Annotated in this window: 20 protein-coding genes; 5 read left to right on the plus strand and 15 right to left on the minus strand. The window is 61.9% G+C overall.

Annotated features, from left to right (window positions below; genetic code table 11):
* Positions 1–162 precede the first annotated feature (162 nt).
* Entirely contained in the window at positions 163–1,392 is a 1,230-nt protein-coding gene (locus LCF59_RS06355; RefSeq protein WP_292286609.1) for a multidrug effflux MFS transporter, read from the plus strand.
* Positions 1,393–1,445: 53 nt separating this feature from the next.
* Positions 1,446–2,843, plus strand: coding sequence for a short-chain fatty acyl-CoA regulator family protein (locus LCF59_RS06360; protein WP_292286610.1), 1,398 nt, complete (start codon positions 1,446–1,448; stop codon positions 2,841–2,843).
* Between the two features lie 97 nt (positions 2,844–2,940).
* Here LCF59_RS06360 and LCF59_RS06365 read toward each other — a convergent pair whose 3' ends face one another.
* The 6 genes from LCF59_RS06365 to bchE all read right to left on the minus strand — a co-directional run bounded on the left by LCF59_RS06365 (position 2,941) and on the right by bchE (position 8,446).
* Positions 2,941–3,531 (minus strand): N-acetylmuramoyl-L-alanine amidase, encoded by a 591-nt coding sequence (locus tag LCF59_RS06365; RefSeq protein WP_292286611.1) that lies wholly within the window; start codon positions 3,529–3,531, stop codon positions 2,941–2,943.
* Positions 3,532–3,599: 68 nt separating this feature from the next.
* A complete protein-coding gene (locus LCF59_RS06370; protein WP_292286612.1) occupies positions 3,600–4,319 on the minus strand; it encodes a hypothetical protein in 720 nt (239 codons plus the stop codon).
* Positions 4,320–4,341: 22 nt separating this feature from the next.
* The gene (gene gatA, locus LCF59_RS06375) at positions 4,342–5,826 is read right to left on the minus strand and encodes an Asp-tRNA(Asn)/Glu-tRNA(Gln) amidotransferase subunit GatA (protein WP_292286613.1); all 1,485 of its coding nucleotides are present in this window, start codon (positions 5,824–5,826) and stop codon (positions 4,342–4,344) included.
* A complete protein-coding gene (gatC, locus tag LCF59_RS06380) occupies positions 5,826–6,113 on the minus strand; it encodes an Asp-tRNA(Asn)/Glu-tRNA(Gln) amidotransferase subunit GatC (RefSeq protein WP_292286614.1) in 288 nt (95 codons plus the stop codon). The genes gatA and gatC overlap by 1 nt, the downstream gene beginning before the upstream one ends.
* 85 nt (positions 6,114–6,198) lie before the next feature.
* A complete protein-coding gene (gene bchJ, locus LCF59_RS06385) occupies positions 6,199–6,789 on the minus strand; it encodes a bacteriochlorophyll 4-vinyl reductase (protein ID WP_292286615.1) in 591 nt (196 codons plus the stop codon).
* On the minus strand, positions 6,782–8,446 hold the full coding sequence (gene bchE, locus LCF59_RS06390; RefSeq protein WP_292286616.1) for a magnesium-protoporphyrin IX monomethyl ester anaerobic oxidative cyclase: 1,665 nt from the start codon (positions 8,444–8,446) through the stop codon (positions 6,782–6,784). The genes bchJ and bchE overlap by 8 nt, the downstream gene beginning before the upstream one ends.
* Positions 8,447–8,585: 139 nt before the next feature.
* On the opposite strand from bchE, the gene LCF59_RS06395 reads away from it, so the two are divergent.
* Positions 8,586–9,278: a metal-dependent hydrolase gene (locus LCF59_RS06395; protein ID WP_292286617.1), complete on the plus strand. Its 693-nt coding sequence runs from the start codon at positions 8,586–8,588 to the stop codon at positions 9,276–9,278.
* 77 nt (positions 9,279–9,355) lie between these two features.
* Here LCF59_RS06395 and LCF59_RS06400 read toward each other — a convergent pair whose 3' ends face one another.
* Entirely contained in the window at positions 9,356–10,645 is a 1,290-nt protein-coding gene (locus LCF59_RS06400) for an aminotransferase class I/II-fold pyridoxal phosphate-dependent enzyme (RefSeq protein WP_292286618.1), read from the minus strand.
* Positions 10,646–10,867: 222 nt separating this feature from the next.
* On the opposite strand from LCF59_RS06400, the gene LCF59_RS06405 reads away from it, so the two are divergent.
* Positions 10,868–11,860: an NAD(P)H-quinone oxidoreductase gene (locus tag LCF59_RS06405; RefSeq protein WP_292286619.1), complete on the plus strand. Its 993-nt coding sequence runs from the start codon at positions 10,868–10,870 to the stop codon at positions 11,858–11,860.
* A gap of 93 nt (positions 11,861–11,953) precedes the next feature.
* On the opposite strand, the gene glpK is transcribed toward LCF59_RS06405, so the two are convergent.
* The 8 genes from glpK to glpD form a co-directional block, all read right to left on the minus strand.
* Positions 11,954–13,468, minus strand: a complete 1,515-nt coding sequence (gene glpK, locus LCF59_RS06410) for a glycerol kinase GlpK (protein WP_292286620.1) — start codon at positions 13,466–13,468, stop codon at positions 11,954–11,956.
* A 127-nt stretch (positions 13,469–13,595) separates the two neighbouring features.
* Complete coding sequence (locus tag LCF59_RS06415) at positions 13,596–15,302, minus strand: ABC transporter substrate-binding protein (RefSeq protein WP_292286621.1); 1,707 nt, start codon at positions 15,300–15,302, stop codon at positions 13,596–13,598.
* A 69-nt stretch (positions 15,303–15,371) separates the two neighbouring features.
* Complete coding sequence (locus tag LCF59_RS06420; RefSeq protein ID WP_292286622.1) at positions 15,372–15,653, minus strand: DUF2160 domain-containing protein; 282 nt, start codon at positions 15,651–15,653, stop codon at positions 15,372–15,374.
* Positions 15,654–15,714: 61 nt separating this feature from the next.
* Positions 15,715–16,491, minus strand: a complete 777-nt coding sequence (locus tag LCF59_RS06425; RefSeq protein ID WP_292286659.1) for a carbohydrate ABC transporter permease — start codon at positions 16,489–16,491, stop codon at positions 15,715–15,717.
* Between the two features lie 93 nt (positions 16,492–16,584).
* Positions 16,585–17,454, minus strand: a complete 870-nt coding sequence (locus tag LCF59_RS06430) for a carbohydrate ABC transporter permease (protein ID WP_292286623.1) — start codon at positions 17,452–17,454, stop codon at positions 16,585–16,587.
* Positions 17,454–18,554 carry an ABC transporter ATP-binding protein gene (locus tag LCF59_RS06435; protein ID WP_292286624.1) on the minus strand — a complete coding sequence of 367 codons (1,101 nt, stop codon included), beginning with the start codon at positions 18,552–18,554 and terminating at the stop codon, positions 17,454–17,456. The genes LCF59_RS06430 and LCF59_RS06435 overlap by 1 nt, the downstream gene beginning before the upstream one ends.
* 12 nt (positions 18,555–18,566) lie before the next feature.
* Positions 18,567–19,655, minus strand: a complete 1,089-nt coding sequence (locus LCF59_RS06440; protein ID WP_292286625.1) for an ABC transporter ATP-binding protein — start codon at positions 19,653–19,655, stop codon at positions 18,567–18,569.
* A gap of 10 nt (positions 19,656–19,665) precedes the next feature.
* Positions 19,666–21,261 (minus strand): glycerol-3-phosphate dehydrogenase, encoded by a 1,596-nt coding sequence (gene glpD, locus LCF59_RS06445; protein ID WP_292286626.1) that lies wholly within the window; start codon positions 21,259–21,261, stop codon positions 19,666–19,668.
* A 227-nt stretch (positions 21,262–21,488) separates the two neighbouring features.
* Here glpD and LCF59_RS06450 point away from each other — a divergent pair, with 227 nt between their 5' ends.
* Complete coding sequence (locus LCF59_RS06450; protein WP_292286627.1) at positions 21,489–22,271, plus strand: DeoR/GlpR family DNA-binding transcription regulator; 783 nt, start codon at positions 21,489–21,491, stop codon at positions 22,269–22,271.
* The last annotated feature ends 32 nt before the right edge of the window (positions 22,272–22,303 follow it).

The following is a 22,303-nucleotide window of genomic DNA, read 5'->3' on the forward strand; positions in this document are numbered from 1 at the left end:
TGCCTTTCGCACGACCATACTGTGGTGCGGCACGCACTCAAGAGAAAATGAGCAAATTTGCAAACCATGGAAAGACTTCTGCTTGCTATTTGCAAATTTGCAAATTGTATCGTTACGCCGCCTCATATGGACATTCCCGGAGACCGGGCGTAGCGATATCCAATGAGTTACATCTCAAAGGTCCGCTTCCTCGACCGCGCCACACCGCCGCATATTGTCACACTGATCCTGCTCGCGGGGCTGTCGGCGCTTGTGATGAACATCTTTCTGCCCTCCCTGCCCAACATGACCGCCTATTTCGACACCGAGTACCGACTGATGCAGCTGTCGGTGGCGGTCTATCTTGGCGTGAACGCGGTGCTGCAAATCCTGATCGGGCCGATCTCGGACAAGCTCGGTCGCCGCCCGGTGATCCTTTGGGGCCTTGGCGGGTTTTGCCTTGCCACGCTGGGCTGCATCTATGCACCCGATGTCTACACCTTCCTTGCGTTTCGGATGGCGCAAGCGGTGATCGTCACCGCGATGGTCCTGTCGCGCGCCGTGGTGCGCGATTGCGTGCCGCAAGACCAGGCCGCGTCGATGATCGGCTACGTGACAATGGGTATGGCGGTGGTGCCGATGATCGGCCCGGCCTTTGGCGGCATTCTCGACGAAATGTTCGGCTGGCAGTCGAACTTCTGGCTGCTCTTCATCCTTGGCCTGGGCATGTTCTGGCTTTCCTGGGCCGACCTTGGCGAGACCGCCAGCGTCAGCGGCATGTCCATGACCGCGCAATTCGCGCAATACCCCGAGCTTCTGACCAGCCCGCGTTTCTGGGGTTATGCGCTTGCCGCCGGCATGTCCTCGGGCGCGTTCTTTGCCTACCTGGGCGGTGCGCCCTTTGTCGGCACCGAAGTGTTCGGCATGTCACCGGCCATCCTGGGTTTCTTCTTCGGCGCACCCGCGATCGGCTATTTCCTCGGCAATTTCATCTCGGGGCGCTATTCGGCGCGGATCGGCGTCAACCGCATGGTCTTTGCTGGCACGCTGATCAACGCGGCTGGCATACTTCTGTCCATAAGCGTCTTCTGGCTGGGCTTTGGCACCGAATGGAGTTTCTTCGGCTTCATGACCTTCGTCGGCCTTGGCAACGGCATGACAATCCCCAACGCCACCGCAGGCATGCTGTCGGTGCGTCCCCATCTGGCCGGCACGGCAAGCGGTTTGGGCGGCGCAATCATGCTGGGCGGAGGCGCGGGCCTGTCCGCCCTGGCCGGCGCGCTCTTGGTGCCGGGATCGGGCCCGTGGCCGCTTTTGTGGATCATGCTTGCCACCGCGATCTTTGCGATCTTCGCGATTCAGCTGGTGATCTGGCGGTCGGCGCGGCTTGCCGGGCTGGACAGCGCCGGATGAATTTGCAAACTCGGCAGTGACGCGCTGCAAAGCTGCAAATCCCCGAGGCTGACATGTCGACTCAAAAACTTTATGCCGGTGCCAAGCTGCGCGAGATCCGCACCCGACTGGGCATGACCCAGCGCGATTTCTCGACCAAGATGGGCGTGTCCCTGCCCTATCTGAACCAGATGGAAAACAACAAGCGCCCGCTGTCCACCACGGTGGTGCTGGCCCTTGCGCAGGAATTCGGAATCGATGTGACCGAATTGGGCCAGGGGGATGCCGAGCGCATGATTTCAGACATGCGCGAGGCGCTGGCCGATCCGATCTTCTCGGACGCCACCCCCCCGATTGCCGATCTTCGCCTGACCGCATCGAACGCGCCGGGATTGGCGCGGGCCTTTCTCGAACTGCACAGCGCCTACAGGCAGACCCATGAACGGCTCGCGTCGCTGGACGAGGCCCTGGGGCGCGAGGGCGCGCAGTTGCAGCCCTCACCCTGGGAAGAGGTGCGCGATTTCTTTCACTATTGCGACAACTACATCGACGCCGTGGACCGCGCCGCCGAGCGGGTGGCCACCAAGCTGACCGGATCGGACCGCGTGCGCGCCGCCATTCGCGGGCTCGAACACGAAGGGCTGCATGTCCGTTTCGCCAACATGCCCGAGCTGCGCCGCTTTGACGAATTACGGCAGGAAGTGACCGTGTCGTCGCTGGCCGCGCCCGAAACCCAGACTTTCCAGATGATGCTGCAACTGGCGCTGGCACGTCATGGCAAGCTGCTGGATGCAACGCTCGATCTGGGCCGGTTCCAGTCCGACGCGGCCCGCGACATCGCGCGGCTGGGTCTGGCCAATTATTTCGCCGGGGCCGCGGTGATGCCCTACGGGCAATTCCTGCACAGCGCTCATGAAACCCGCCACGACCTGGAATTGATGGCACGGCGGTTCGGGGCGTCGATCGAACAGGTGGCGCACCGGCTGTCGACCCTGCAACGCCCCGGGGCCAAGGGGATCCCGTTCTTTTTCGTTCGCGTCGACCAGGCCGGCACGATCACCAAGCGGCACAGCGCCACGCGCTTGCAATTTGCCCGCTTCGGCGGGGCCTGTCCGCTGTGGAACGTGCACCGCGCCTTCGAGACTCCGGGCCGGTTCCTGCGGCAATTGGCCGAAACGCCGGATGGGGTGCGCTATATCTCTCTCGCACGGGATGTCTCCAAGACCGGGGGGCATTTCGGCGCGCCCGTGCGGCGCTACGCGATCGCGCTTGGCTGCGAGGTGAAACATGCCGGCGCGCTGGTCTACGCCGACGGGCTGGACCTCGCCCGCGATGGCGCCTTCGAGCCGATCGGGATTTCCTGCCGGATTTGTGAACGCTCGAATTGTCATCAAAGATCGGTCCCGCCGCTGGAGCGCAAGCTGACGATCCAGACGCACCGGCGGGGCATCCTGCCCTACGAGTTGATTTGAGCAGCAAGGATGCAGTGACGCATCGTCTGTTCCCACCTGCGGAACCACTTGGAGGTTCCACCCCCAAACCCCCGGGATATTTGAAAACCAGAGAAGATCAGGACGCGGCGACGGGCCAGCGCTGTGCGAGGCAGGCCATGAGTGCATGGTCAGTAGCGTCAATCGGGCCTGTCGCACCGGGACGGAACCGCAGGCGAAAGCTGTGCAGGAGTGTCTCCCGCGGGACAGCAGCCTTATAGCCGAAGCGCCGCGCGTTCTCAAAGAAATCGCCGTTGCCATGCGGCTCTGGCCAGATCGACAGCCCCTGCCGGGCCAGCCGCAGCCAGTCGAACCTTGGTCCGGGATCGGTCTTGCGGCCCGGTGCCATGTCCGAATGGCCGATGACCCGTTCGGGGGGGATGCCGTGGCGGGTCATTATCTCCGCGACCAGGCGCTCCAGCCGATCCATCTGGCAAGCGGCGAACGGCGTGTGACCGGTATTGGCGATCTCGATCCCGATGGAACGGGAGTTCACGTCGTCGACCGGCCCCCACGCCCCGGCGCCGGCGTGCCAGGCGCGGGCGTCTTCGTCGACCAATTGCCAAAGCGTGCCATCGGATGCCAAGACGTAATGCGCCGAAACCTGTGCCTGCGGATCGCAGAGCCAATCGCGCGCCGTCGCGGCACATTCCATCGCCGTGTAGTGCAAGACGATCAGGTCAGGCCGCGCGCCGCCACGGCGCGGGCCGCAATTCGGCGATGGGTGCCAGAGCGGCGTCAGTTGCGGACCGCGCGGAACGGGGCCGGGTCCCAGTTGCAGGCAAACCCGTCCCCATCGGGGTCGAGGGTCTTGCGATCCCGCTCCGGGCCACCGGCGGCAAGAAACGCCTCCTGCGCGAGATCTGACGAGGCGAAGCCGGCACAATTGCGCAGATGCCGGTTTTCAGACGCAAAGGACGAGCGGCGATAGATCGGCGCGCCCTTGGGATTGTCGGTCTGCAGCGCGTAGGCCACGATATTCGGCGCATCCGTCCCCGGGCGTGTGGGCAGCGCCTCGGGCTGGATGACCTGGTAGCGCGAGCGGTTCTGCGCGATCAGGGCTGCGTCGCTTTCGATACTGCGCGTGTTGGACACGGCGTCGAAATCATTCTCGGTGGAGATGCCGGCGGCATTTTCCACCGGCTGCGGCGCCGGGTTGCCGGGTGAGGCGTTGACCGGATCAACACCCGAATTTGCGCGACGGGCCGCGAGGGCCGCGTCGTCCAGGGGGCCTGTCGCCGAGAGCGGCGCGCCGGTCACCGGCGCGGGCGGCGTGATCGTCGTGGCCGGTTCACGACCTTCGAGCACTTGATCGCGGCGCTGTTGGTAGCTGTCGTAATCGTCGAAGCCGACGCCGCTGTTCGGCACCTCCGTGGAACAGGCCGCGAGCGCCAAAAGCACGAGGCCGCCGATCGACGCACGGGTCAGACGTCGGGAGTGTGGGGATTTTCTGCTCATGTCCTGGCTCATCTGGCGCGTGTTACCACCATTGGGCGGGTTTCGCCACAAACCCGGCCGCGCGTTCCAGAGCGTAGGCGGTGTTCAGCAAATCGCCCTCTTCCCACGGCCGGCCGATCAGTTGCAGACCAAGCGGCAGCCCGGTGGTGTCCAGCCCGACCGGAACAGATATGCCGGGCAGCCCGGCAAGGTTCACGGTGACGGTGAACACGTCATTGAGATACATCTGGACCGGATCATCCTGCTTGCGGCCCAGTTCGAACGCCGCCGAGGGGGTGGCGGGTGTCAGGATCGCGTCGACGCCCTGGGCGAAGACATCCTCGAAGTCCTTCTTGATGAGCGTGCGAACCTTGCGGGCCCGGTTGTAATAGGCGTCGTAAAAGCCGGCCGACAGCACATATGTGCCGACCATCACGCGGCGTTGCACTTCGGGGCCAAAGCCTTCGGCGCGAGTCTTCTCGTACATCTCGGTGATGCCGTCGCCCTGGGACAGCTTGGCGCGATGGCCATAGCGCACGCCGTCATAGCGCGCGAGGTTCGACGACGCCTCGGCGGGCGCGATGACGTAATAGGCGGGCAACGCGTATTTTGTATGCGGCAAGGAGATATCCTTCACCACGGCGCCCGCGTCCTCGAGCATCTTGCGGCCCTCGGCCCAAAGCGCCGCGATCTCGTCGGGCATCCCGTCCATCGTGTATTCGCGCGGGATGCCGATGGTCTTGCCGCGGATGTCGCCGGTCAGCATCGCCTCGAAGTTGGGCACGGGCAAATCGGCGCTGGTGCTGTCCTTGGGATCATGGCCGCACATCGCCTCAAGCATGATCGCGGCGTCGCGCACATCCTTGGTCATCGGGCCGGCCTGGTCCAGCGACGAGGCGAAGGCAACGATGCCCCAGCGCGAGCAGCGGCCATAGGTGGGCTTGATGCCGGTAATGCCGGTGAAGGCGGCGGGCTGGCGGATCGACCCGCCGGTGTCGGTGCCGGTGGCAGCGAGGCAGAGGTCAGCGGCGACGGCAGCGGCCGACCCACCGGACGAGCCGCCCGGCGTGAGCGCGGTGTCGTCCCCATTGCGCCGCCACGGATTGACCGCGTTGCCATAGGTCGAGGTTTCGTTGCTGCTTCCCATGGCAAACTCGTCCATGTTGAGCTTGCCCAGCATCACCGCGCCGGCATCGAACAGCTTGCCTGACACGGTGCTTTCGTATTCGGGTGTGAAGCCGTTCAGAATCGCGCTGGCGGCCTGGCTTGGCACGCCCTTGGTGCAGAACAGGTCCTTGATGCCAAGCGGGATGCCGCAAAGGTCGGGTGCGTCGCCGGCCTTGATCCGGTCATCGGCGGATTTGGCCTGGCCAATCGCCACTTCGGGCGTCTTGTGCACGACCGCGCCCAGGGTCACGGCACGGTCCACCGCCGACAGGCAGGCTTCGGTCAAGTCGACGCTGGTCACGTCCCCCTTGCGCAGCGCGTCGCGGGCTTCGGAAATCTTGAGCTTGCTCAGGTCGGTCATTATTCCACCACCTTCGGAACCGCGAAAAACCCTTCGCGCGCGTCGGGGGCGTTGGCCAGGACCTTGTCCTGCATGCCGCCGTCGGTCACCCCGTCCTCGCGCCGCTTGAGCCGCATCGGTTCCACGCTGACCATCGGCTCGACGCCGTCGACATCGACCTCGTTCAGCTGCTCGATAAAGCCGAGAATATTCGAGAATTCCTGTGCCAGCGCGGGCAGCGCATCGTCTTCGACACGGATGCGCGCAAGCTTGGCCACACGGGCGGCGGTTTCGGTATCGATGGACATGAGGCACCCTTCGGATCGCGATACAGACTGTCAACCTGCCTTTAGCGGTCCGGGATGAGGGGTTCAAGTGGAAGCGATGCGGCCGTCACCCGCGCGTGACCACGAACCGGCAGGCGCCGTGCCCGGTGACGGCGCAGCAGGCGGTTTCCGTGCAACGGCAGTCGGGCGCGACAAGGGTTTGGTAGAGCTGGGTGAAAACCGCGGAATGCCAATGGCAGAGCGGTATCGGGCTGTGTTCGCCGCGCACGATGGGGTTCTGCGCAATTTCAAACACCCAGGGCGTGACGACCCGGAAATGGCCGGAACCTGCAAAGGTCCAGGCGTGTTTGGCAATTGCCCTGGACAGGGCGCGCGCCGCCAAACCCGCCGGCAGCGCCCTGAGGGCGCGCTGTGCAAGGACGGGGATGCGATGCGCGAGGATATACCGGGCCGTCGCGTGCCCGGCCTCGGACGCCAACAGCGGCGCCATTTCAGGCGCGTCACGGCGCAAGGCCTGATGCAGGCGCGCCGCTTGGCCCTCGGGGATCATCTGCGACCCGTCCGGCACCATGTCCACGCCCGCATCGGCCAGCATCCGCGCGACTTGCGCCTGCCCACCGATGCCTTCGATCTGCGGCAGAAGCTGCAAGATGGCGTTGGGACCGATCACGCCTTCGGTCTGCACCCCGTCAGACATCTTCCATTTGCTGCGTTCCGCCACCGCAGGCCTTTACCTCGGCCCCGTTTGGCATCTTGAAGCTTTGTGTCCGATCGGCCGACCGCTCTTTCATTTGCGCCTTCACCGCTTCGCGCCGTTCGGCCGCCTTGGCGGCCTTGTCAGCGCTGGCCTCCCAATCCTCCATCTGCGCCTCGGCGATGGTCCGGGTCTCGTCGAAGTGGAAATCGAGGTTGTTCTTCGATTGCGGCCCGGTATAGCCGACCTTGCCCAGATCATAGAAGGTGCGCGCAAAGCCCGCTTTCAGGAAGGCCTTGAGACAGCCCAGCAGGTAGCGCCGCCGGAACCCGGTGCCGCGCCACGGGTAATGGAACAGCGCCTTGCGCATGTAGAAGCGACGGTAATTCTTCATCACGCCGTCCAGCAATTCGCCCCGCTCCATCGCGGCCGGCTTCATGATCGGCGTGACAAAGTTGTAGCGCGAGAAGTCGAAGACCTCGACCTTGTCCTTCAAGTCCTGGAACAGCGGTGTAAAGGGCCACGGCGTATACATCGCCCAGTTCGCCAGATCCGGCTGCCAGTCCCACGCCATCTGGAAGGTCTCTTCCAGCGTTTCGGCGGTCTCATTGTCCAGACCCACGATGAATTGCGCCTCGACAAGGATATCCGCCTCGCGCAACAGGCGCACCGCTTCCTTGTTCTCGGCGACGGTGGTTTCCTTGTTGAACTGGTCCAGCTTCATCTGCGCCGCCGCTTCGGTGCCCAGTGACACATGTACCAGCCCCGCCTTGCGGTAGAACTTGAGCAGATCGCGGTCGCGGTAGATGTCGGTCACGCGGGTGTTGATGCCCCATTTGACCTTGTCGGGCAGGCCGCGGTCGATCAGTTCCTGGCAGAAGGCGACGAATTTCTTCTTGTTGATCGACGGTTCCTCGTCGGCAAGGATGAAGAAGCCGACGCCGTGATTTTCGACCAGGTCCTCGATCTCGTCCACCACGTCCTTGGGGTCGCGCACGCGGTAATCGCGCCAGAACTTCCACTGCGAACAGAAGGAACAGGTGAACGGACAGCCGCGTGCAAGGTTGGGGATCGCGACGCGCGTGTTCAGCGGGATGTAGATGTATTTCGACCATTCCAGAACGGTCCAGTCCGGCTTGATCTTGGTCAGGTCCTTGACCGTGCTCGCCGCCGGGGTCGCGACGATCCGGTCACCGTCCTGGAATGCCAGACCCTTGATCTTGTGCTTGTCGGCAGGCCAGCGCCCGTCCTCGATGGCGAGCATCAGCTCGGTGCAGATCTCCTCGCCCTCGCCGCGCACGATGACGTCGACCCAGGGCGCCTCGGACAGGACCTGCTTGTACATGAAGGTGGCATGCACGCCGCCCAGCATCCGCACCGCGTCGGGCACTACGTCCTTGGCGACCTTGAGCACATCCTCGGCCCGGTAGATCGACGGCGTGATCGCAGTGACACCGACCACATCGGGCTGAATGTCTTCCATTTGCTTCGCCAGATCGGCATCCGAGAGATTGTCGGTCATCGCATCGACAAAATGGATGTCATCGAATCCGGCCTGCCGCAGGTGGCCCGACAGGTAGGCGACCCAGGCCGGTGGCCAGGTGCCCGCGATCTCTGCGCCGCCGGAGCGGTAATTCGGGTGGACAAACAAGATGCGCATGACGGGTCTCCCTGATGTGTCACTTCAAGTTGACATATTGATTGTCCATTTTGATTGACACAGATCAAACCGCAGTGACCTCTTTTCGGCGGTGTTGGGTGTGCTAGCCTGCGCCTGATCTGGAGAAAGGAAATATGGAATGAATATCATTTGGCTGGGCCACGCGGGATTCCGCATCGAGATTGGTGATCAGGTGCTGCTGATCGACCCGTGGCTGAACGGCAATCCGATGATGGAAGGGCAGGATCATGGCGCCGCCGTTGCGGGTGCGACGCATATCCTCGTGACACATGGGCATTTCGACCACACCAACGGCGTCGCGGAATTGTCCAGAAACACCGGCGCGCCCCTGTCAGGGATCGTCGAGCTGGCCGGGCGGCTGCACGCCGATGGCGCGGTCGAGGGACATGCCTTCAACAAGGGCGGGACGATCACGCTGGGCAATGTGGCGGTGACGCTGGTGCCTGCCTCGCACTCATCAACAATGCCTGTGGACGGCCGCAGCGCTTATATGGGCATGGAAACCGGCTTTGTCATTCGCGGCGAAGGCCGCACGATCTATGTCTCGGGCGACACCTCGATCATGGCCGACATGGACTGGATCGGGGACCTTTACAAACCCGATATCGGCATTCTTTCAGCGGGGGGGTACTATACCATGGATATGGCCGGGGTCGCCTATGCGGCAAAGCGCTATTTCAACTTCAAGACGCTGGTTCCCTGTCACTACCGCACCTTCCCGGCACTCGAACAATCCGCCGAAGGGCTGATCCGCGCTCTGCCCGATGTGGACGTGATCGAACCACAAGTGATGCAGCCGATCGCGCTCTGATCCGGGGGCAAGCCTGTTCGAACAGGCTTGCCGCATTTTCGAAAATGCGGGCAAGGGCTTTCGAAAGCCCTTGCCGCTCATCCTGCCGCGGACAGCGCCTGGTCGAGATCCGCGATCAGGTCTTTGGGATCCTCGATGCCGATGGAAATCCGCACCACGTTCGGCGCAGCCCCTGCCGCTATTTGCTGTTCCTCGGTCAACTGCCGATGCGTGGTCGAGGCGGAATGGATGACGAGGCTACGCGTATCGCCCAGGTTGGCGACATGGCTGAAGATCTCAAGCGACTCCACCAGCTTTACACAGGCGTCATAGCCGCCCTTGAGTGCCACGGTGAACAACCCGCCCGCGCCCTTGGGGCAAATCTTCTCGACACGGTGATTATAGGGCGACGAGGGTAGCCCGGCATATGTCACCGCCTCGACCGCGTCATGGGTTTCCAGCCAACTTGCCACGGTCATCGCGTTCTCGACATGCTTCTGCATCCGCAACGACAGCGTCTCGATCCCCATCATCGTGTAATGCGCCGCCTGCGGATTCAACGTCATGCCCAGGTCACGCAGTCCGATGGCGATGCCATGAAACGTAAAGGCGAGCGGGCCAAAGGTCTCGGCGAATTTCAGACCATGATAGGCCGGCTCGGGCTCGCTCAGCGACGGGAACTTGTCGGATGCGGTCCAGTCGAATTTACCCGAATCCACAACGCAGCCGCCCGTGACAGTGCCGTTGCCCGTGAGAAATTTGGTCATGGAATGCACAACCAGCGTGGCACCGTGTTCGATCGGGCGACAGAGGTAGGGCGTCGCCGAGGTGTTGTCGACGATGAGCGGGATGCCGGCGTCATCGCTGATCCGCGCGATGGCGTCCAGATCGGTGATGTAGCCGCCCGGATTGGCGATGGATTCGCAGAACACCGCGCGGGTGTCGTCGTTGATCGCCGCTTTCACTGCATCCGGGTCGTCGAAATCCACGAAGGTCGCGGACCAGCCGAAGCGTCTGATCGTGTGGCTGAACTGCGTGACCGTCCCGCCGTAAAGGCGCGTCGACGCGACGATGTTCTTGCCCGGCCCCATCAGCGGAAACAGCGCCATGATCTGCGCCGCGTGTCCCGAAGAACAGCAGACCGCACCCGCCCCGCCCTCGAGCGTCGCCATGCGTTCCTGCAACGCGGCCACGGTCGGGTTGGTCAGACGCGAGTAAATATACCCCACCTCTTGCAGGTTGAAGAGCGCCGCCGCGTGATCGGCATCGCGAAACACGTAGGCCGTGGTCTGGTAGATCGGCGTCTGCCGCGCACCGGTCGCCGGGTCCGGCCGCGCACCGGCGTGAATCTGTAGCGTGTCGAAGCCGTACTCGGGTCCGTCTGTCATGGATCGTTTCCTCTTGGATGCTGCTGTTGCCCCAAGGATTAGGCCATCACGGGATGGCTCACAACTGTTCGTGCCGGGAAAGAATGACAACCCGACCCGCGCCCCGCCGATGAAACCCGTGTTTTGCTCGCGGCACCTGCGGGCGAACAGCGTTCCGCGGGCTTGCAGTACCGGATTGTTCTGCGACACTCCAAGCAATCGAAACGCAAGATGGACCAGCCCATGCCCCTCCCCGCCGAGATGACCGCAATCGAGATTTCACAGCCTGGCGGACCCGAGGTCCTGCGCCCCACGACGGTGGCGGTGCCGCACCCGAAGGCCGGCGAGATCGTGATAAAGGTGGCCTGCGCCGGAGTGAACCGGCCCGATGCCCTGCAACGCGCAGGTGCCTATAATCCGCCGCCGGGCGCCTCGCCGCTTCCAGGATTGGAGGCGGCGGGCCACGTGGCGGCGGTCGGCCATGGCGTTTTCCGGTGGAAAGTCGGCGACGCGGTCACGGCGCTTTTGCCCGGAGGCGGCTATGCGGAATACGTCGCAACCAGCGCCGATCATGCGCTGCCGGTGCCGGATGGCATGGCGCTGGACCAGGCGGCCGCGCTCTGCGAGACGTTTTTCACCGTGTGGTCGAATGTCTTCAAACGCGGCGGCTTGCAGGCCGGGGAGCGGTTTCTCGTGCATGGCGGCTCAAGCGGAATCGGCACCACGGCGATCCAGATGGCGTCCTTGCGCGGCGCCCGCGTGTTCACCACGGCGGGGTCCAAGGAAAAATGTGATGCCTGCCTTGAACTGGGCGCCGAAGCCGCGTGGAATTATCGCGAGGTGGATTTCGTCGACAAGATGCGCGGGATGGGCGCCGCAGACGTGATTCTCGACATGGTGGGCGGCGATTACATATCGCGCAACCTCAAGTCGCTGGCAGAGGATGGCCGTCTGGTCCAGATCGCCTTTCTTCACGGATCCAAAGCGGAGGTGAATTTCGCGCCGATGATGATGAAGCGGCAGACGATCACCGGTTCAACTTTGCGCCCTCAATCGGTTGCCGCCAAAGCCGCCATCGCGCGGGAGCTCGAGGCGGAGATCTGGCCGCATTTGGCTGCCGGACGGATCGGACCCGTGATGGACAGCACCTTTGCCTTGGCGGACGCGGCGCAGGCGCATGCGCGCCTGGAAGGCTCCACCCATATCGGGAAAATCATTCTGAGCGTGACCGGCTGATACCGGGCTGCAAGAGCTTTCCAAAGCTCTTTTCACGCGGTTTCGAAACCGCGTTGCAAGCCGCTTCGAAGCGGCTTCCAACGCGTCCGAAGCCTAACCAGCGAACCCGATCGTCGCCTCGACCGCACGTTTCCAGCCGCCGTATTTTCGCGCGCGCGCCTCGGCGCTCATGTCCGGATCGAAATGCCGGTCGGCTTTCCATTGCGCGGCGAATGCCTCCATGTCCGGCAGGACCCCGGCCTTGTAGCCGGCCAACCAGGCCGCCCCCATCGCGGTCGTCTCCAAAACCTGCGGGCGTTCGACCGGCGCATCGATGATGTCGGACAGGAACTGCATCGTCCAGTCGGACGCGCTCATGCCACCATCGACCCGAAGCGTCGCCTCGTTGAAGTCTCGCAAAGCGGTTTCGGAGGTGCTCGCCCAATCCGCCTTCATTGCATCAAGCAGGTCGCGCGTCTGGTAGCCGACGCTTTCAAGGGCCGCGCGGGCAAACTCTTCGGGTCCCGAGTTGCGCGTCAACCCGTAAATCGCACCCCGGCATTCAGCGTTCCAGTAGGGTGCACCGAGGCCGGTAAAGGCCGGAACAAGCACCACCTCCTGAGCCGCGTCGGCCTTCTGTGCAAGCGGTTGCGTTTCTTTCGCTTCCCGGATGATCTTGAGCCCGTCGCGCAGCCATTGCACCACGGCCCCTGCTATGAAGATCGACCCTTCCAGCGCGTAGGTCGGTTTTCCATCAAGCTGATACGCGATCGTGGTGAGCAACCGGTTGGTCGATGTCACCGGCGTGTCACCCGTGTTCAGGAGGGCAAAACAGCCCGTCCCGTAGGTTGATTTCAGCATCCCCGGCTTGAAGCACGCCTGCCCCACGGTTGCCGCCTGCTGATCGCCTGCGATGCCGAGTATCGGGATGGCGCGCCCAAAAAGATCGGCACGGGTTTCACCGAATTCGGCAGCGCAATCCTTGACTTCGGGCAGCATCGACATCGGAATGCCCAGCCTGTCGCAGATGGTCCGCGACCAGCGGCCCTTGCGGATATCATAGAGCATCGTGCGCGCTGCATTGGTCGCATCGGTGACATGCACCTTGCCGCCGGTCAGGTTCCAGACAAGCCATGTGTCGACCGTGCCGAACAGAAGATCGCCGGCTTCGGCCCGCCCGCGGACACCGTCGACATTGTCGAGGATCCAGGCCAGCTTGGTGCCGCTGAAATACGGGTCAAGCAGAAGCCCGGTGCGGTCGGTCACGACCGTCTCGAACCCGTCCGACTTGAGCGTCTTGCAATATTCGGATGTCCGCCGGTCCTGCCAGACGATCGCGTTGAACACCGGCTTGCCGGTGTTGCGGTCCCATACCAGCGTGGTCTCGCGCTGGTTGGTGATGCCGATGGCGGCGATATCCCCTGTCCCGGCACCCGCCTTTTCGATGGCCGCGCGGCAGGTGGCCGCCGTCGTCGACCAGAGGTCCGAAGGGTCGTGTTCGACCCAGCCGCTATTGGGATAATATTGTTCGAATTCTTCCTGCGCCGACACAACGGCCTTGAGGGTTTCGTCAAAAATGATGGCGCGCGTCGAGGTCGTGCCTTGGTCGATGGCAAGGATGTGGGTCATGGGCAGCGAGCCTCCTCATGGTGACGTGCGATGTCGGTCCAGTTTTTCAGGACGCTGGGAAAGGATCAAACAGGAAAGGAATAAAGGGGATCGGGGCGCAACACGCGCGCCCCGATCGAAAGGCAATTTACTGCCAGGACTTGATCAGCTCGTCATAGGCGATGGTTGACGGCTCAGGATCTTCGTTTTCGAGCTTCGGCTTCGGAGCGCCCGGCTCGGCCAGCCAGAACTCGGCACCCTTTTCCTCGTTCATGACGGGACCGAGATCACCCTGCACACCGGCCCGTTCGAGACGCTCCAGCACTTGCTCTTGCTCTTCACACAGACCGTCGAGCGCTTCCTTGGCGGATTTGGCACCCGAGGACGCATCGCCGATGTTCTGCCACCACAATTGCGCGAGACGCGGATAGTCCGGAATGTTGAAGCCCGTATCCGTCCAGTTTTCACGCTCCGGTGACCGGTAGAATTCGACCAGCCCGCCGAGACGCGGTGCGCGTTCGGTGAAGCTTTCATGATCCAGCGTGCTTTCGCGGATGAAGGTCAGGCCATAATGCGACTTTTCAACGTCCACCGTCTTGGAGGCGATGAACTGAGCGTAGAGCCACGCGGCCTGCGCCCGGTCCACCGGAGTGGACTTCATCAGCGTGGCCGATCCCACATCTTGGTAGCCGATCTTCATGCCCTCTTCCCAGTAGGCCCCGTGCGGGCTGGGCGCGAGACGCCACTTGGGTGTGCCGTCCTCGTTCATCACCGGCAGGTCGGGATCGACCAGCGACGCGACGAATGTCGTGTAGAGGAACATCTGTTGCGCAACACGTCCCTGCCCCGGAACCGGACCCGCTTCGGAGAAGGTCATGCCGGGGGCCTGGGGTGGAGCGTAGTTTTCCAGCCAATCGACATATTTCTCGATCGCATAGACCGCGGCGGGGCTGTTCGTTGCACCACCGCGCGCCATGCAGGAGCCGACGGGCTGAAAGTCGTCATTGACGCGAATGCCCCATTCGTCGACCGGGGTCCCGTTGGGCAGACCCTTGTCGCCCATGCCGGCCATCGACATCCATGCATCGGTGAAACGCCAGCCGAGGCTTGGGTGGCGGCGACCGTAATCCATGTTTCCATACACGGTCTGGCCGTCGATTTCCCGGCCGGTGAAGAATTCCGCGATGTCCTCGTAGGCGGACCAGTTCACCGGAACACCCAGTTCGTAGCCATATTCCTCTTCGAAGGCGGCCATGATGTCCGGGTCGGTAAACCAGTCATGACGGAACCAGTAGAGGTTCGCGAACTGCTGGACCGGAAGCTGGTACAGCTTGTCATCCGGGCCGGTGGCCGAGGCGGTGCCGATGAAATCTTCAAGATCGAGGTCCGGATTCGTCACCTCGGCGCCTTCGCCGGCCATCCAGTCTGTCAGATTGCGCACCTGCTGGTAGCGCCAGTGCGTGCCGATCAGGTCGGCGTCATTGACATACATGTCGTAGACATTCTCGCCGGTCTGCATCTGAGTCTGGAGCCGCTCGACCACATCGCCTTCGCCGATCAGGTCGTGAGAGACCTCGATACCGGTGATCGCGGTGAACGCCGGCGCAAGCACCTGGCTTTCGTATTCATGTGTCGCGATGGTTTCCGAAACCACGTTGATCGACATGCCCTGATACGGCTCTGCAGCGTCGATAAACCACTGCAATTCCGCTTCCTGGTCCGCGCGCGACAGCGCAGACCGTTCGATTTGTTCATCCAGAAAGGCGCGCGCGGCATCCATGTCGGCAAAGGCAGGGCTGCCCCCGATCATGAGCGCAAGCCCCAAGGCTGTGCTGGATTTGTAAAGACGGTTCATAGATATCCTCCCGAAAGTGAACCAAGGGTTTGTTGGGCACCGGATGCATCCGATGCCTGAAATCCGGCGTCAGACGTAGCGGAACACCGCCGCGGCATAGGCCAGACATACGATCAGCGCGTAGGGCTGAAGCTCGGGGCCCATGAAACCCAGCCAGGCCAGGTTGATGAAGGCAGAACCGAGCAGCGTGATGAACAATCTGTCACCCCGCGTCGTTTGGATCCGCAAGATACCGGTGCGCGGCGTCTCGGGAAATTTGATTGCCAGGATTGTGAAGACGATCAGCAGGCTCGCGATGACAAGGAAGAAAATCGCGGTCGGCCATGTCCATGCCATCCATGAAAGGTCCATCAGAAGATCCTCCGTGTATTCACGTGTGTCATCTTGGGCGTTTCGTCACAGGTCATCCGCATCACACCCTCCCCAGGGCAAAGCCCTTGGCGATGTAGTTACGCACGAAATAGATCACGAGCGCGCCGGGGATGATCGTCAGCACACCCGCGGCGGCCAACACGCCCCAATCCACGCCGCTTGCGCCGACGGTCCGTGTCATCGTCGCAGCGATGGGTTTGGCGTCCACGCTGGTCAGGGTGCGTGACAGCAGCAATTCGACCCACGAGAACATGAAGCAGAAGAACGCGGCGACCCCGATGCCCGACGAGATCAGGGGCATGAAGATGCGGGTAAAGAAGCGGCCGAAACTGTAGCCGTCCAGATAGGCAGTTTCGTCGATTTCCTTGGGCACGCCGCGCATGAACCCTTCGAGGATCCAGACCGCCAGCGGCACGTTGAACAAGGTATGCGCCAAGGCCACCGCAATATGCGTGTCGAACAGCCCGACCGAGGAATAAAGCTGGAAGAACGGCAGCGCGAACACCGCGGGCGGCGCCATGCGGTTGGTCAACAGCCAGAAAAACAGGTGCTTGTCACCCACGAAATGATAGCGGCTGAAGGCATAGGCCGCAGGCAACGCGACGGCCAGCGAAATCACCGTGTTCATCGTCACGTAGATGATCGAGTTGATATAGCCCGTGTACCAGCTCGCGTCGGTCAGGATCGTGCGGTAATTGTCGAACGTGAACGTCTGGGGCCAGAGCGTGAAGGAACTCAGGATCTCGGCATTGGTCTTGAAGCTCATGTTCAGCAGCCAGTAGATCGGCAGCATCAGGAACAGCAGGTACAAGCCCATGACTATGGCCGACCCGTTCACCTTGACGCGTTTGCGGGTTCCGCCTGCCGTCAGATCTCCGGGAATATCGGTGGTTGTCGTGTCAGCCATTGTTCAGCTCCCCCGCTTATCGAGGTTGACCATCACGGTGTAGAACACCCAGGAGATCAACAGGATGACCAGAAAATACATGATCGAGAACGCTGCCGCCGGACCCAGATCGAACTGTCCAAGAGCCATCTTGACAAGGTCGATGGACAGAAGCGTCGTGGTGCTGCCGGGGCCACCGCCGGTGACGACGAAGGGTTCGGTGTAGATCATGAAGCTGTCCATGAAGCGCAGCAGGATGGCGATCATCAGAACACCCATCATCTTGGGCAATTCGATGAAGCGGAACACTTTCCAACGCGACGCCTGGTCGATCTTGGCCGCCTGGTAATAGGCGTCCGGGATGGATTGCAGGCCGGCATAGGCCAGAAGCGCAACAAGCGAGGTCCAGTGCCAGACATCCATCACGATGATCGTCACCCAGGCGGCAACCGCGTCGCTCGTGTAATTGTAATCGATACCAAGGGCATCCAGCGTGTAGCCCAGCAGCCCGATATCCGCGCGACCGAAAATTTGCCAGATCGTGCCGACGACGTTCCAGGGGATCAGCAGCGGGAGAGACATCAAGACAAGGCAGAAGCTGGCCCATATCCCTTTCTTGGGCATGTTGAGCGCCACGAAGACACCCAGCGGAATCTGGATCAGCAGAATGGTGCCCGAGAAGAACAACTGGCGGCCCAACGCGCCCCACATGCGGTCATCGCGCAGCATCTCGCCGAACCACTCAAGCCCGGCCCAGAAGAACTGGTTGTTGCCGAACGTGTCCTGCACCGAATAGTTGACCACGGTCATCAGCGGGATCACCGCCGAGAACGCGACAAGGATCAGCACCGGCAGGACAAGGAACCACGCTTTCTGGTTGACTGTCTTTTCCATCACGCGGCCTCCCCAACCGATTGCGACCCGTCGGGCGCCACGCGCCAGTCGTTCACATAAACATTCACATGCGCCGGATCGAAGCTCACGCGGGTCATGTCCGCCCCGATGACGTCGTCCTCATTGGCGATTATGTTGATCTCGTGACCTTCGAACGTGGCGCGCACGATCTTGTGGCGGCCCACATCCTCGACCCGTTGGATGCTCACCGGCAAGCCGTCGGTCCTGCTCAGTTTCACGAATTCCGGGCGCACACCGATCTCGACCTTGCTGCCCTGCATTGACCTGTAGCCGCCGCCCAGCGGGATCGTCGAACCGCCGACACGCGCCTCGGTGCCCTGCACGTCCGCCGTCAGGACATTCATCCCCGGCGAGCCGATGAAATACCCGACAAAGGTATGTTCCGGCCGCTCGAACAGTTCTTCGGGCGTGCCGATCTGCACCACGCGACCGTCATACATCACGACCACCTTGTCGGCGAAGGTCAGCGCTTCGGTCTGATCGTGGGTGACATAGATCATCGTATGGCCGAATTCGTGATGCAGCGATTTGAGCTGCGTGCGCAGTTCCCACTTCATGTGCGGGTCGATCACGGTCAGCGGTTCATCGAAAAGCAGCGCATTCACGTCCTCGCGGACCATACCGCGGCCAAGGCTGATCTTCTGCTTGGCATCGGCTGTCAGCCCGCGCGCCTTTTTCGACAGCACGTCCTCCATGCCGATCATTCGGGCGATGTTGTTCACCCGCTCGGCCACGTAGGCCTCGTCCCGGCCCCGATTGCGCAATGGAAAGGCAAGGTTATCGTGCACCGTCATGGTGTCGTAAACGACCGGGAACTGGAACACCTGCGCGATGTTGCGCTTTGCCGTGGGGGAGTGGGTGACGTCCTGCCCATTGAAAAGGATGCGTCCCTGGCTTGGTTGAAGAAGCCCCGATATGATGTTGAGAAGGGTGGATTTTCCGCAACCGGACGAACCGAGCAGGGCGTAGGCCGCACCATCGTCCCAGTCATGGTTCAATTCCTTGAGGGCGTAATCCGCCTCATTGGCCGGGTTGGCCAGATAGGAATGGGCGAGGTTGTCGAGGGTGATCTTGGCCATCTTTACCTCTCCTTAAGCCGCGAGCGCGTAGGATGCGGGCGCAACGAGCTTGCCGCGTTCATCGAATATGTAGACATGCCGCGGGTCCAGCCACACCGTCAGGTCTTCACCCAGCGCCAGGTTGTGAACGCCGTGGATCAGGCCGACCCAGCGTTCGCCATGATGGTCGAGATGGACAAACGTCTCTGACCCGGTCAGCTCTGTCACCGTCAGGCGTGTGGTGAACGACATCGCATCGGGCACGTGCTGACCGATCTCGATGTGGTTGGGGCGGAACCCGGCGGTGTAATTGCCATCTGGCACCTCGGCCAACCGGCCCTGTACCGGTGTCGATTGCCCGTCTCCGAAGGTCAACTTCGTTCCGGTCTTGGTGATGGGCAGGAAATTCATCGGCGGATCGCTGAACACCCGCGCTGTTGTGGCATCGACCGGCTGGCGGTACACCTCTGGTGTCGGTCCGAACTGCGTCACGCGGCCTTCCCACAGCGTTGCCGTGTTGCCCCCCAGAAGCAGCGCTTCTTCCGGCTCCGTGGTCGCATAGACAAAGATCGATCCGGACTTTTCAAAGATCTTCGGGATCTCGATCCGCAATTCCTCGCGCAGCTTGTAGTCCAGGTTGGCCAGCGGTTCATCGAGAAGGACGAGACCTGCATTCTTGACCAGCGCGCGGGCCAAAGCGCAGCGCTGTTGTTGGCCACCGGACAATTCCAACGGCTTGCGGTCCAGCATCGGGGTCAGCCGCATCAACTCTGCCGTTTCGCGCACGCGGCGATCGATCTCCGAATTGTCGACCCCCATCAGCTTCATCGGAGAGGCGATATTGTCATAGACGGACATCGACGGGTAATTGATGAACTGCTGGTAAACCATCGCCACCCTGCGGTCTTGAACACGCTGGCCTGTCACGTCGTGGCCTTGCCAGATGATCTGGCCGGTCGCGGGCTGGTCCAGCCCTGCCATCAATCGCATCAGCGAGGTCTTGCCCGACAGGGTCGGCCCCAGAAGGACGTTCATCGTGCCTTTTTCAAGCGTCAGGTCCGTGGGGTAGATATGCGTCTGCCCCTCCACGACCTTCGACACGCCTTTCAGCTCGAGTGTCATACCAGCATCCTTATTCTGCGGCCTTGGGCATGGCCCGACGATGCGCCGACATCCAGGTTTCCAAGTCCTTGATCTGGTCACCGCGCAATCGCAGGCCCAGCTTGTTGCGCCGCCAGACCACGTCTTCGGCGCTGCGCGCGTATTCACGTTCCATGAGCCAGAGGATTTCCGCCTCGGTGAGCGTCGCGCCGAAATCACGGCCCAGATCGCTTTTCCGTGTCGCGTCGCCCAGCACCGCATCCGCCTCGGTGCCATAGGCGCGCACGAGCCGCCTGGCCCAGAAGTCGTCCAGGAAAGGATACTGCGCCCGCAGGTTCGCAACAAGCGTGTCCACTTCATCCACCGCGAAATCGCCGCCCGGCAGGGTCACACCTGCCGTCCACGGACCCTTGACCCCGGGCAAATGCTCACCGATCTTTTCAAGTGCGCTTTCGGCAAGGCGGCGATAGGTGGTGATCTTGCCGCCAAAGATGTTCAGAACCGGCGCACCACCCGTCGCGTCGACCTTCAATGTATAGTCACGTGTCGCCGCAGTCGCGCTAGACGCGCCATCGTCGTAGAGCGGGCGAACCCCCGAATAGGTCCAGACAACATCATCGTCCGTCAGGTCGCGCTTCAGATACTGGTTCGCGAAGTTGAGAAGGTAGGACTGCTCCTCGGGTGTACAGACAGGTTTGTCCGACGGCTCGGTGTGTTCGGCATCGGTGGTGCCGATCAGGGTGAAATCCGTCTCATAGGGGATGGTGAAGATGATCCGCCCATCCGTGCCCTGGAAAAAATAGCATTTGTCGTGGTCATAGAGCTTGCGCGTGACGATGTGCGAGCCGCGAACAAGGCGCACCCCTTCCGTCGAATTGAGCCGCACCTTGGTCTGGATGATGTCGCCCACCCACGGGCCGCCCGCGTTCACCAGCATGCGGGCATAGTGGGTCTGAACTTCATAATTTTCGGTATTTTGCGTTTCGACGCGCCATAGATCCCCGTCCCGCGCTGCAGACACCACCTTGGTGCGCGGCAGGATCGACGCGCCGCGCGCTTCTGCATCGCGCGCATTCAGAATGACGAGCCGCGAGTCCTCTATCCAGCAATCGGAATATTCAAAGGCCTTCTCGAACCGATCATCAAGCGGCGCGCCCTCTGGCGCGCTGGTCAGATCAAGGGTCCGGGTACTCGGCAAAATCTTTCGACCGCCAAGGCTGTCGTAGATAAAAAGCCCAAGACGAATAAGCCACGCCGGCCGCCGCCCCTTCATCCAGGGCATCACGTAACCCAGCAGGCGCGAGGTCGGGGTATCCGACTCGAACCTCATATCCTCATGATATGGAAGGACAAACCGCATTGGCCAGCTGATGTGCGGCATCGCTTTCAACAAAACTTCCCGCTCGATCAACGCTTCGCGGACCAGCCGGAATTCAAAATATTCGAGGTATCGCAACCCGCCGTGAAACAGCTTGGTTGACGACGACGACGTGGCGGAGGCCAGATCGTTCATCTCGGCCAAGATCACGGTCAGACCACGACCGGATGCGTCCCGGGCGATGCCACATCCATTGATGCCGCCACCAATGACGAAAAGGTCTACAGGTTCGCTGGAATGGTCGATCACCGCTCACCACCTCCCCTTGGGTCACGTATTGAGCTCGATTTATGCAGCCGGCATGCGATTCATGCAAGGAGGTTTTTTTCGTTTTTGTTCGTTTTTCTTTATCCGGTTGATTTTGAGGGATATTTCGCATTGGCAATCGACGGTGTTTGGTCTTTAGAATGTCCAGACCACTTGACCGGTGACGACGCCGTCACCGCCTCCGCAATCCAGTTTGAACGAGTCCGCCGATGTCTCATGCTTTCCGCCACCGCGACATTCTCGAAATCGCGCGAAAAAACGGGAAGGTCACGGTCGAAGGTCTCGCACAGCATTTCGGCGTGACGCTGCAAACGATCCGCCGTGACCTGTCCGACCTCGCCGAGGAGGGTCGGCTGGAGCGGGTGCATGGCGGCGCGATGCTCCCGTCAAGCACCAGCAATATCGGCTACGAGCAGCGCCGCGTCCTCAACGCAAAGGCAAAAGCCGCGATGGCCAAATCCTGCGCGAACCGTATCCCGAACAATATCTCGCTTTTCCTGAACATCGGCACCAGCACCGAGGCCGTGGCCCGCGAGCTGCGCAATCACCGCAACCTGCTGGTCGTGACCAACAACATGAACGTTGCCAATATTCTTGCCGAAACACAGGAATGCGAAGTGGTTGTCACGGGCGGCAACCTGCGGCGCGCCGACGGTGGGCTGGTTGGCAAACTCGCGACAGAGACCATCCTGCAATTCAAGTTCGACTTGGCCATCATTGGCTGCTCCGCCCTGGACGAGGATGGTGATCTGCTCGATTTCGATATCCAGGAGATCGGGGTGAGCCAAACGATCCTGCAACAATCGCGGAGAACCTTCCTCGTCGCCGACGCTTCCAAGCTCAAACGTAGCGCACCGGCCCGGATCGCGTCCTTGTCGGAGGTGGACACCCTGTTCACCGACGCGCCGCTTCCCGATCCCCTGCCCCGCAAATGCGCCGAATGGAAAACCGACGTGGTGGTAACATCCGGGGCTGGCCAGACAGCGCTTTGAACTATCCGCGTCAGGGTCGGGACAAGATCAGC

Source organism: Marivita sp. (assembly GCF_020055675.1).
Lineage (GTDB): Bacteria > Pseudomonadota > Alphaproteobacteria > Rhodobacterales > Rhodobacteraceae > Marivita.

What these genes read in the sequence shown, in the direction of transcription:
- LCF59_RS06355 (WP_292286609.1), top strand. Translation starts at nt 163, where the DNA reads ATGAGTTACATCTCAAAGGTCCGCTTCCTCGACCGCGCCACACCGCCG.
- LCF59_RS06360 (WP_292286610.1), top strand. Translation starts at nt 1,446, where the DNA reads ATGTCGACTCAAAAACTTTATGCCGGTGCCAAGCTGCGCGAGATCCGC.
- LCF59_RS06370 (WP_292286612.1), bottom strand. Translation starts at nt 4,319, where the DNA reads ATGAGCAGAAAATCCCCACACTCCCGACGTCTGACCCGTGCGTCGATC.
- gatA (WP_292286613.1), bottom strand. Translation starts at nt 5,826, where the DNA reads ATGACCGACCTGAGCAAGCTCAAGATTTCCGAAGCCCGCGACGCGCTG.
- gatC (WP_292286614.1), bottom strand. Translation starts at nt 6,113, where the DNA reads ATGTCCATCGATACCGAAACCGCCGCCCGTGTGGCCAAGCTTGCGCGC.
- bchJ (WP_292286615.1), bottom strand. Translation starts at nt 6,789, where the DNA reads ATGTCTGACGGGGTGCAGACCGAAGGCGTGATCGGTCCCAACGCCATC.
- bchE (WP_292286616.1), bottom strand. Translation starts at nt 8,446, where the DNA reads ATGCGCATCTTGTTTGTCCACCCGAATTACCGCTCCGGCGGCGCAGAG.
- LCF59_RS06395 (WP_292286617.1), top strand. Translation starts at nt 8,586, where the DNA reads ATGAATATCATTTGGCTGGGCCACGCGGGATTCCGCATCGAGATTGGT.
- LCF59_RS06400 (WP_292286618.1), bottom strand. Translation starts at nt 10,645, where the DNA reads ATGACAGACGGACCCGAGTACGGCTTCGACACGCTACAGATTCACGCC.
- LCF59_RS06405 (WP_292286619.1), top strand. Translation starts at nt 10,868, where the DNA reads ATGCCCCTCCCCGCCGAGATGACCGCAATCGAGATTTCACAGCCTGGC.
- glpK (WP_292286620.1), bottom strand. Translation starts at nt 13,468, where the DNA reads ATGACCCACATCCTTGCCATCGACCAAGGCACGACCTCGACGCGCGCC.
- LCF59_RS06415 (WP_292286621.1), bottom strand. Translation starts at nt 15,302, where the DNA reads ATGAACCGTCTTTACAAATCCAGCACAGCCTTGGGGCTTGCGCTCATG.
- LCF59_RS06420 (WP_292286622.1), bottom strand. Translation starts at nt 15,653, where the DNA reads ATGGACCTTTCATGGATGGCATGGACATGGCCGACCGCGATTTTCTTC.
- LCF59_RS06425 (WP_292286659.1), bottom strand. Translation starts at nt 16,491, where the DNA reads ATGGGCTTGTACCTGCTGTTCCTGATGCTGCCGATCTACTGGCTGCTG.
- LCF59_RS06430 (WP_292286623.1), bottom strand. Translation starts at nt 17,454, where the DNA reads ATGGAAAAGACAGTCAACCAGAAAGCGTGGTTCCTTGTCCTGCCGGTG.
- LCF59_RS06435 (WP_292286624.1), bottom strand. Translation starts at nt 18,554, where the DNA reads ATGGCCAAGATCACCCTCGACAACCTCGCCCATTCCTATCTGGCCAAC.
- LCF59_RS06440 (WP_292286625.1), bottom strand. Translation starts at nt 19,655, where the DNA reads ATGACACTCGAGCTGAAAGGCGTGTCGAAGGTCGTGGAGGGGCAGACG.
- LCF59_RS06450 (WP_292286627.1), top strand. Translation starts at nt 21,489, where the DNA reads ATGTCTCATGCTTTCCGCCACCGCGACATTCTCGAAATCGCGCGAAAA.